Genomic DNA, 8561 nt, shown 5'->3' on the forward strand with positions numbered 1-8561 from the left:
TCATTCGATGGCCTGCCCAGCCTGTTGGCAGGCTTTGATAAAATAATAAGATGATATGGATAAATCTAAACAGCGGGCGCTAACCCAATGGCTCAAGTCGCAGAGCACGTTAGCCAAACCCTGGTTAGTTGCGACGATTAGCATTGCACTCCTCTCTGGTGTGCTTTTGATTGCCCAAGCAGCACTTCTTGCCCACCTGCTGCATCAACTGATTATTGAGCAAACCGATAAATACGCCTTACTGCCAAGTTTTCTCACATTGGTCGGCGTTGTTTTAGCCCGTGCTGGGTGTAGTTGGGCCAAAGAACAAACTGGCTATCGCTGTGGTGAGGTCATTCGGCAACATATCCGCCAGTTAATACTCAACCGACTTCATGCGCTTGGACCTGTGAGTATTCAAGGGCGACCCGCGGGGAGCTGGGCAAGCCTGATCCTTGAGCAGGTTGAGGAGTTACAGGACTTTTTCGCTCGTTACTTACCCCAAATGGCGATCGCAGTCTTGATCCCCTTAGTGATTTTAGTCGTCGTGTTTCCAATCAATTGGGCATCTGGGCTGATCTTTTTAATCACAGCACCGCTGGTTCCCCTGTTTATGGCACTGGTCGGGATGAAAGCTGCCGATGCTAACCGCAAGAATTTTAAAGCACTGCAGCGTTTATCCGGCTATTTTTACGATCGTTTACGTGGCCTACCCACACTAAAACTATTTAATCGCGTTGATGCCGAAGCCGATCAGTTACACCTGGCGTCACATACGTTCCGTCAACGAACGATGGAAGTATTACGTCTCGCGTTCCTATCTTCTGCGGTGCTTGAGTTTTTTACGGCGATTTCGATTGCGGTTGTGGCGGTGTATTTTGGTTTTAGTTTTATCGGTGAGCTTGACTTTGGTCATTATGGTGCGCCTATTTCGCTCTTTACCGGCTTGTTTGTGCTGGTGCTGGCACCGGAGTTTTACCAACCGCTTCGCGATCTCGGTACCTTTTATCATGCCAAAGCGCAAGCGATTGGGGCTGCTGAATCGATTGTCACATTTTTAAACGCTGAGCCTGATACAGGCACGCAAGGAGAAGCAACGCCCGACTTGGCCACGGTCACCATCACTGCCGAGGATCTCGAAGTGCTCAGCCCAGATGGCCAGGTACTCGCCGGTCCCATGAATTTTCATATTAAGCCMGGTGAACATATCGCACTGGTTGGCGTGAGTGGCGCCGGAAAATCTAGCTTACTCAATGCGTTACTCGGCTTTCTTCCCTACCGAGGTAGCTTGACCATTAATGGCTGTGAACGCAGTGAGCTGGCACTTTCGCATTGGCGACAAGCCATTAGCTGGGTGGGACAAAATCCACAACTGTTCCATGGCAGTATTCGCGATAATATCGCGCTCGCCAACCCCGATGCGAGTCCAGAAACGATTAACCAGGTGATGACACAAGCCTATGTGGATGAATTCGTGATGCGGTTAAAAAATGGCCTTGCGCACGTCGTCGGTGATCGCAATGGCGGCTTATCCGTCGGCCAAGCGCAGCGTGTCGCTGTCGCACGCGCCTTGTTGCAAGACGGTGCGTTATGGGTGCTAGATGAACCGACTGCGAGCCTGGATGCACACAGTGAAAAGCTGGTCATTGAAAGCTTACACGCTGCCACTCAGGCTAAAACCTGCATCCAGGTCTCTCACCGTCTAGATGCACTGGCTAACAGTGATCAAGTCTGGTTGATGGCCGACGGAAAGCTGGTTCAACAAGGCCAGTATCATCAATTAGCGCACACAGGGCCGCTGGCAGAGATGCTGGCTTCAGCCGATAGGAGAAATCTTGATGCGTGAACTCCTGCCGTATCTACGCTTGTATAAACGTCATTGGTTTGGCTTAAGTTTGGGCATTGTCCTCGCGTTTGCCACTTTATTTGCCGCCATTGGCTTGCTCACTCTCTCTGGCTGGTTCATTGCCGCAGCGGCAGTGGCCGGTATCGCAGGCATCGCCACCTTTAACTATATGTTGCCAGCCGCGGGCGTGCGTGGGTTTTCTATTGGCCGCACCTTTGGTCGCTGGGCGGAACGTGTGGTCAGCCATAACGCTACTTTCAAGTTGCTTGCTGATCTCCGCGTGTCGTTTTTCCGTAAATTTGCGCCGTTAGTCCCCGACCATCGTCTGAATATGCGTGATGGTGATTTGCTTAACCGCATGGTGGCGGATGTCGACGCCATGGATCATGTTTATCTACGCCTTATTAGCCCCATGATTGTGGGTGTACTGGGCGTATTAGCCGTGAGCTTATTCTTGGGCTGGTTTGATCCGACGCTTGGTATTGCCTTGGGTCTGAGTTTACTGGTACTGCTTGTCAGTCTACCGATCGTTTTCTATCGTCTGGGCAAGGATCAGGGCCGAGATCAACTGGAACAAAATGCCGCAACCCGCGTTGCCCTGCTAGATTGGCTGCAAGGCCATGCAGAATTAGCCTTATTTGGCGCTCGTGAGCGATATCGTGCGCGCATTGACGACAGCGAACAAGCGATGCTCAACGCGCAAGCGAATATGGCCCGTATCACAGGATGGGCTAACGCCGTGCTAATCGCAGCCACCGGACTCACGTTAGTCTTGATGATTTGGCTGGCAGCCGATGGCGTTGGCGATCGTGCACCAGGCCCCCTCATCGCCATGGTAGCGTTTACGACCATGGCAAGCTTTGAGCTGATGATGCCGATTACGGCAGCTTTCCAGTATTTAGGCAAAACGCTCACGGCCGCAAAACGGCTCAACGCCATCACAGAACGCCCACCCAGTGTTCCTTTCCCTCTCGATGGCCACAAAGGACCGGTAACAGGTTCAATTGGCTTGAATAAGGTGAGCTATCAATACCCTGGTGCGGCACGAGAGGCGGTATCAAGGGTCTCGCTGGACATCACAGCAGGGCAAACCGTCGCGCTATTAGGTCGTACAGGTTGTGGTAAGTCGACCCTTATGAGCTTGCTGACGCGAGCATGGGATCCGACTCAGGGGCAAATTACACTCGATGGTGTTCCGTTGAGCGAGTGGGATGAGTCAAGGTTACGTGATGCTATGTCTGTGGTGACGCAACGGGTTGATCTCTTTAACGGCTCACTCCGCGATAATCTCATTCTCGCCCGTCCAAATGCCTCAGACTCGGCATTATCTCACGCATTGACGCAGGTCGGGTTAGCGCGTCTATTAGAAGGGCAAGGCTTAGACACCTGGCTAGGCGATGGTGGACGCCAGTTATCAGGCGGTGAGCGCCGTCGTTTAGGTATCGCGCGTGGTTTATTGCATTCGGCCCCGATTATGCTCTTAGATGAACCGACAGAAGGCTTAGATGTGCAAACTGAAGCCGAAATCCTGTCTTTATTGAAAACCCATTGCCAAGACAAAACAGTGGTGATCATTACCCATCGTCTTGTTGGCTTGGAGCAGATGGACACTGTCTGCTTAATGGATGCCGGTCAGATTGTTGAACAAGGGACGCATCAGTCATTGATCGATGCCAATGGACGCTATGCACAATTGATGCATCGGCTGTAAATCAGAGAGCACACGATGACCCTCTATTTGCCTCCTTTAGCGCAAGATGACGTTCGTTTTCCTCCCGTCACCGAGGCGCTAGATCATCCCGATGGCTTGCTTGCCATCGGGGGGGATCTTAGCCCTGCTCGGCTAATGTCTGCGTATCGCAACGGGATTTTCCCGTGGTTTGGTGAAGATGACCCGCTGTTATGGTGGTCACCCAGTGAGCGGGCCATCATTCAGCCAACCGAGTTTCACGCCAGCAGAAGTTTACAAAAAGCAGCGAGAAAGTCCGGAATGACGGTTACCTTGAATCAGGCCTTTGAGCGCGTTATTGCTATCTGTGCCGAGATTCGAGGGCCGGAGCAAACTTGGATCACGCACGAAATGCAAGCGGCCTATTGCCAGCTTCATCATCAAGGTGATGCCCACAGCGTGGAAGTATGGCAAGGCAATACATTAGTCGGCGGATTATACGGTGTGTCGGTGGGGGCCATTTTCTGCGGTGAGTCCATGTTTTCAAGCACAACGAATGGGTCTAAATTCGCGCTGTGGCAATTCAGCCAATATTTTGCTCACCAAGGAGGGCAATATATTGATTGCCAAATGATGACACCGCATTTAGCGTCATTAGGTGCGCAACCTTGGTCACGTCATACGTTTATCGACGCACTTCACGCACATCGTGACCGCCCTATTGCTGATGGCTACCCACCGCAACATCTTGCCGATTGGAGAATAACATGAGTGTTGGAATCCAAGTTGGCGTCACACCAGGCGCTGATTGCCAGTATCTTACTGATCAAACTGAGCAACTCGCGGTGGTGATGTCTCCAGAATACCATCAACGCGAACGTTATGGCGCGCTGTTAGCGGCAGGCTTTCGGCGAAGCGGTCATCTCATCTACCGTCCTCATTGCCCTTCTTGTCAGGCTTGCCAAGCGTTGAGAGTCGATGTCGACCATTACCGCCCATCAAAAAGTCAAAAGCGGCATCGCAGCCAGCTCAAGCGCCTCACTATGCACGTCAGTGACCAGTTAGATGACCATTGGTTCGAGTTGTATGACCGCTATATCACCGCCCGTCACTCAGAGGGCAACATGTATCCGGCCAAACGGCAAGACTTCTTAGATTTTATCCATAGTGATTGGCTAACCCCGCGCTTTATTCATCTGTACCAAAATGAAGAACAGCGTTCACGCTTGATCGCCGTGGCAGTGATCGATGTGGTGGATGACGGCCTTAGTGCCTTATATACGTTTTTTGACCCCCAGCACCGATTTTCATTAGGACGTGTGAGTATTCAAGCACAACTCCAGCTAGCAAAATCGATGCAGTTACCTTGGCTGTATTTGGGCTACCAAATCGATGCCTGCGCCGCGATGCGCTATAAAGCGGACTATTATCCCCACCAACGCTTTATTAATCAGCAGTGGCGGGCCTTTTCCTGGCCAGTTATTCCACAATAGTCGCTATTTTTTCTAGCAAGGTGCGCCCCAACAGGGTAAAATTCGCACCCGAACTTTACAGACTTTCAGAATAGAGGCATTATCTGTCGGTCAAAAAATTGGCTATCAGAATAAGCCTAAGAGGATTCAATGGCAAAAGAAGACGTAATTGAAATGCAAGGCACCGTATTGGATACGCTGCCTAACACTATGTTCCGCGTAGAACTAGAAAACGGTCACGTGGTGACTGCCCACATTTCAGGCAAGATGCGTAAGCACTACATCCGCATCCTGACCGGCGACAAAGTCACTGTTGAAATGACCCCTTACGATTTGTCGAAAGGTCGCATCGTTTTCCGTTCGCGTTAATCCTCCGAACGCGGTCAAAAAAACCCGGCTCTCAGGCCGGGTTTTGCTTTGGTGAACGCTTACTTTAATGAACACTTACGTGAGCAACTGCCGTTACGCTGGCTCCATTTGATCACTGAACTGGAAGTCCAAGCGGTTGTTTTTCAATACCACTCGAACCGTTCCTCCATTGACCAAACAACCAAAGAGCAGTTCGTTCGCTAATGGTTTTTTCAGATTATCTTGAATCACACGCCCCATCGGTCGCGCACCCATCGACTTATCGTAGCCCTCTTCTGCCAACCACTGTTTGGCTTCCGATGTCACTTCGAGTGAAACACCTTTAGCATCCAGTTGCGCTTGCAGCTCAACAATAAATTTATCCACCACTTGCAAGATGACCTGCTCATCCAAGTGATTGAACCAGATGATATTGTCGAGACGATTACGGAACTCAGGTGAAAATACCTTTTTAATTTCCGACATTGCATCATGGCTGTGATCCTGCTGAATCAAACCGATGGACTTACGTACCGTTTCCGCCACCCCGGCGTTGGTTGTCATCACCAAGATAACATTACGGAAATCGGCTTTGCGGCCATTGTTGTCAGTCAGTGTGCCATTATCCATGACTTGGAGTAACAAATTAAACACGTCAGGATGCGCTTTCTCGATCTCATCAAGCAGCACCACACTGTAAGGATGCTTAATCACCGCATCCGTCAGCAGGCCGCCTTGATCGTAGCCAACATAACCTGGTGGTGCACCAATCAAGCGGCTGACGGTGTGACGCTCCATGTATTCGGACATATCAAAACGTTGGAGTTCAATGCCCATGGCACGCGCAAGCTGCACGGTCACCTCTGTTTTGCCCACACCTGTTGGCCCAGCAAACAAGAACGACCCCACGGGTTTGTTATCATCACCCAAGCCGGCACGACTGAGTTTAATCGCCTCTGACAATGCCGTGATCGCAGTATCTTGCCCAAACACCAACATCTTAAGTTTGTCGTCTAGCGACTGCAGCACATCTTTATCGGAAGAAGATATCGACTTCTCCGGGATCCGTGCCATTTTTGCAATCATGGTTTCAACATCAGGCACGTTGACGGTTTTTTTACGCTTACTCGCAGGTGCCATTCGGCATCGCGCGCCCGCTTCATCAATCACGTCAATCGCCTTGTCAGGAAGGTGGCGCTCATTGATGTATTTTGCCGACAACTCAACCGCCGCACGAATCGCTTTGTTGGTATACCGCACTTCATGATGAGCTTCGTATTTCGGTTTCAAGCCCATCAAGATCTTGGTGGTATCGTCGATAGACGGCTCCAACACATCAATTTTTTGGAAGCGACGCGCCAATGCACGCTCTTTCTCAAAGATAGAGCCGTACTCTTGGTAGGTTGTCGAACCAATACAACGTAACTTACCGCTGCTCAGTAGCGGCTTGATCAAGTTTGCAGCATCGACTTGGCCGCCACTTGCCGCACCCGCGCCAATGATAGTGTGGATCTCATCAATGAAAAGTACGGCATGATCTTCTTTCTCAAGCTGCTTTAAAATTGATTTAAAGCGTTTCTCGAAATCACCGCGATACTTGGTCCCCGCCAAGAGCGAGCCAATATCTAGCGAATAGATGACGCAGTCTTTAATGACATCGGGCACTTGGCCTTCGACAATGCGCCACGCCAGCCCTTCGGCAATCGCTGTTTTACCCACGCCGGCTTCCCCCACCAGCAATGGATTGTTCTTGCGACGACGGCACAGCACCTGAATGGTTCGCTCAAGCTCTTTGTCACGACCAATCAAGGGATCTATGCCACCGACGCGCGCCAACTGGTTTAGGTTGGTAGCAAAGTTTTCTAAGCGATCTTCACCTGGGTCGGCGCCCGCTTCTTCTGTCCCCATATCGCTACTGGGAAGATCTTCACTGTCGTCTTTGGTGGTGCCGTGAGAGATATAGTTCACCACGTCTAAGCGGCTGACATCATTTTTCTTCAACAAATAAGCCGCATGCGACTCTTGCTCACTGAAGATAGCGACAAGCACGTTCGCACCACTGACTTCGCTGCGCCCCGATGACTGAACATGGAACACGGCCCGTTGCAAGACGCGCTGGAAGCTCAACGTGGGTTGTGTTTCTCGCGACTCATCATCCGCCGGGATCAGCGGTGTGGTTTGTTCAATAAACGCGTCGAGTTCTTTGCGTAGCGCCTCCAGATCAGCTCGGCATGCCACCAGCGCTTCATGCGCCGCCGCATTTTCGATTAACGCGAGAAGCAGGTGCTCCACCGTCATAAATTCGTGGCGTTTTTCACGCGCACGTGCAAACGCGCCGTTCAAACTTGCTTCAAGTTCTTTGTTAAGCATAAAGGCACCTCCCTCAAAAACCGCGCTAAAGCGTGATGAAGCAGCTTACGCTTTCTCCATCGTGCACAGTAGCGGATGGCCATGCTCTTTGGCATACATCATTACCTGTGCCACTTTCGTTTCAGCGACCTCGGCAGTAAACACACCGCAGACCGCTTTTCCTTCATAGTGCACCGCCAGCATGACTTGTGTCGCTTTGTCCACATCCATGGCAAAAAACGTCTGGAGCACTTCGATAACAAACTCCATGGGAGTGTAGTCATCATTGTTGAGCACCACCTTGTACATCGATGGCGGTTGTAACTTAGTTTTTTCTGACGCCTCAAGCTCTGCGTCAGGCAAACCCCATTGATTCCAATTACTCATAACCACTTCAATGCATTGTTAGGGTATCAAGGCTCATTGTGTGGCGGGGCAGCACTGCCATCCACGAATCCCGTCCACCTGTCTTTAAAGTTAAGCTACAGATTGTATTCCAGCAACCTTTTCAATGCGAACATCGTTTGTCTGAGCAATTGTTAATCATGGTAGTGCTTTATCGTTGCACATATATATAGGGTGAAACACGCAAATTCGTTCACTGACTATGCCAAAGCCCATGAAAATGTGTTACCAACCGGGTGCCTGTATGCGTGCACAAAAAAAAAGGCAGACATACACCTACCCGATGGGCTATCACCACGCAAGCAGGATCATATGTTCGCTTATCCTGTGTTCTTTCTTCTTACAATTATTCAATAAACCTTCATGTTTACGCATTTGGCGCTAACACTCATTCGTAAACTCGATACCGCGCCGGCAAACAACGTCAAATCACAACAAAAAACAAAATTCTCAAACAAAATATTATTAAACAATGTGTTATATAAAACAAACC

At 50.4% G+C, this 8561-nt stretch carries 7 protein-coding genes; 5 read left to right on the plus strand and 2 right to left on the minus strand.

Annotated elements, in window-relative coordinates; all coding sequences use genetic code 11:
• Nucleotides 1–55 precede the first annotated feature (55 nt).
• The 5 genes from cydD to infA all read left to right on the plus strand — a co-directional run bounded on the left by cydD (nt 56) and on the right by infA (nt 5335).
• A complete protein-coding gene (cydD, locus tag BZG78_RS08870) occupies nt 56–1825 on the plus strand; it encodes a cysteine/glutathione ABC transporter permease/ATP-binding protein CydD (protein ID WP_077660983.1) in 1770 nt (589 codons plus the stop codon).
• A complete protein-coding gene (cydC, locus tag BZG78_RS08875; RefSeq protein WP_077660984.1) occupies nt 1818–3536 on the plus strand; it encodes a cysteine/glutathione ABC transporter ATP-binding protein/permease CydC in 1719 nt (572 codons plus the stop codon). Before cydD ends, cydC begins: the two co-directional genes overlap by 8 nt.
• Before the next feature lie 15 nt (nt 3537–3551).
• Entirely contained in the window at nt 3552–4265 is a 714-nt protein-coding gene (gene aat / locus BZG78_RS08880; protein WP_077660985.1) for a leucyl/phenylalanyl-tRNA--protein transferase, read from the plus strand.
• On the plus strand, nt 4262–4987 hold the full coding sequence (locus BZG78_RS08885) for an arginyltransferase (protein ID WP_077575858.1): 726 nt from the start codon (nt 4262–4264) through the stop codon (nt 4985–4987). The genes aat and BZG78_RS08885 overlap by 4 nt, the downstream gene beginning before the upstream one ends.
• A 129-nt stretch (nt 4988–5116) precedes the next feature.
• Nucleotides 5117–5335: a translation initiation factor IF-1 gene (infA, locus tag BZG78_RS08890; RefSeq protein WP_021022425.1), complete on the plus strand. Its 219-nt coding sequence runs from the start codon at nt 5117–5119 to the stop codon at nt 5333–5335.
• Between the two features lie 93 nt (nt 5336–5428).
• Here infA and clpA read toward each other — a convergent pair whose 3' ends face one another.
• Nucleotides 5429–7684, minus strand: a complete 2256-nt coding sequence (gene clpA / locus BZG78_RS08895; RefSeq protein WP_077575859.1) for an ATP-dependent Clp protease ATP-binding subunit ClpA — start codon at nt 7682–7684, stop codon at nt 5429–5431.
• 45 nt (nt 7685–7729) lie between these two features.
• Nucleotides 7730–8050: an ATP-dependent Clp protease adapter ClpS gene (gene clpS / locus BZG78_RS08900; protein WP_021022427.1), complete on the minus strand. Its 321-nt coding sequence runs from the start codon at nt 8048–8050 to the stop codon at nt 7730–7732.
• Nucleotides 8051–8561 lie beyond the last annotated feature (511 nt).

This window comes from Salinivibrio sp. MA351, from assembly GCF_001996065.1.
In the GTDB taxonomy this organism is placed as follows: Bacteria; Pseudomonadota; Gammaproteobacteria; order Enterobacterales; family Vibrionaceae; genus Salinivibrio; species Salinivibrio costicola.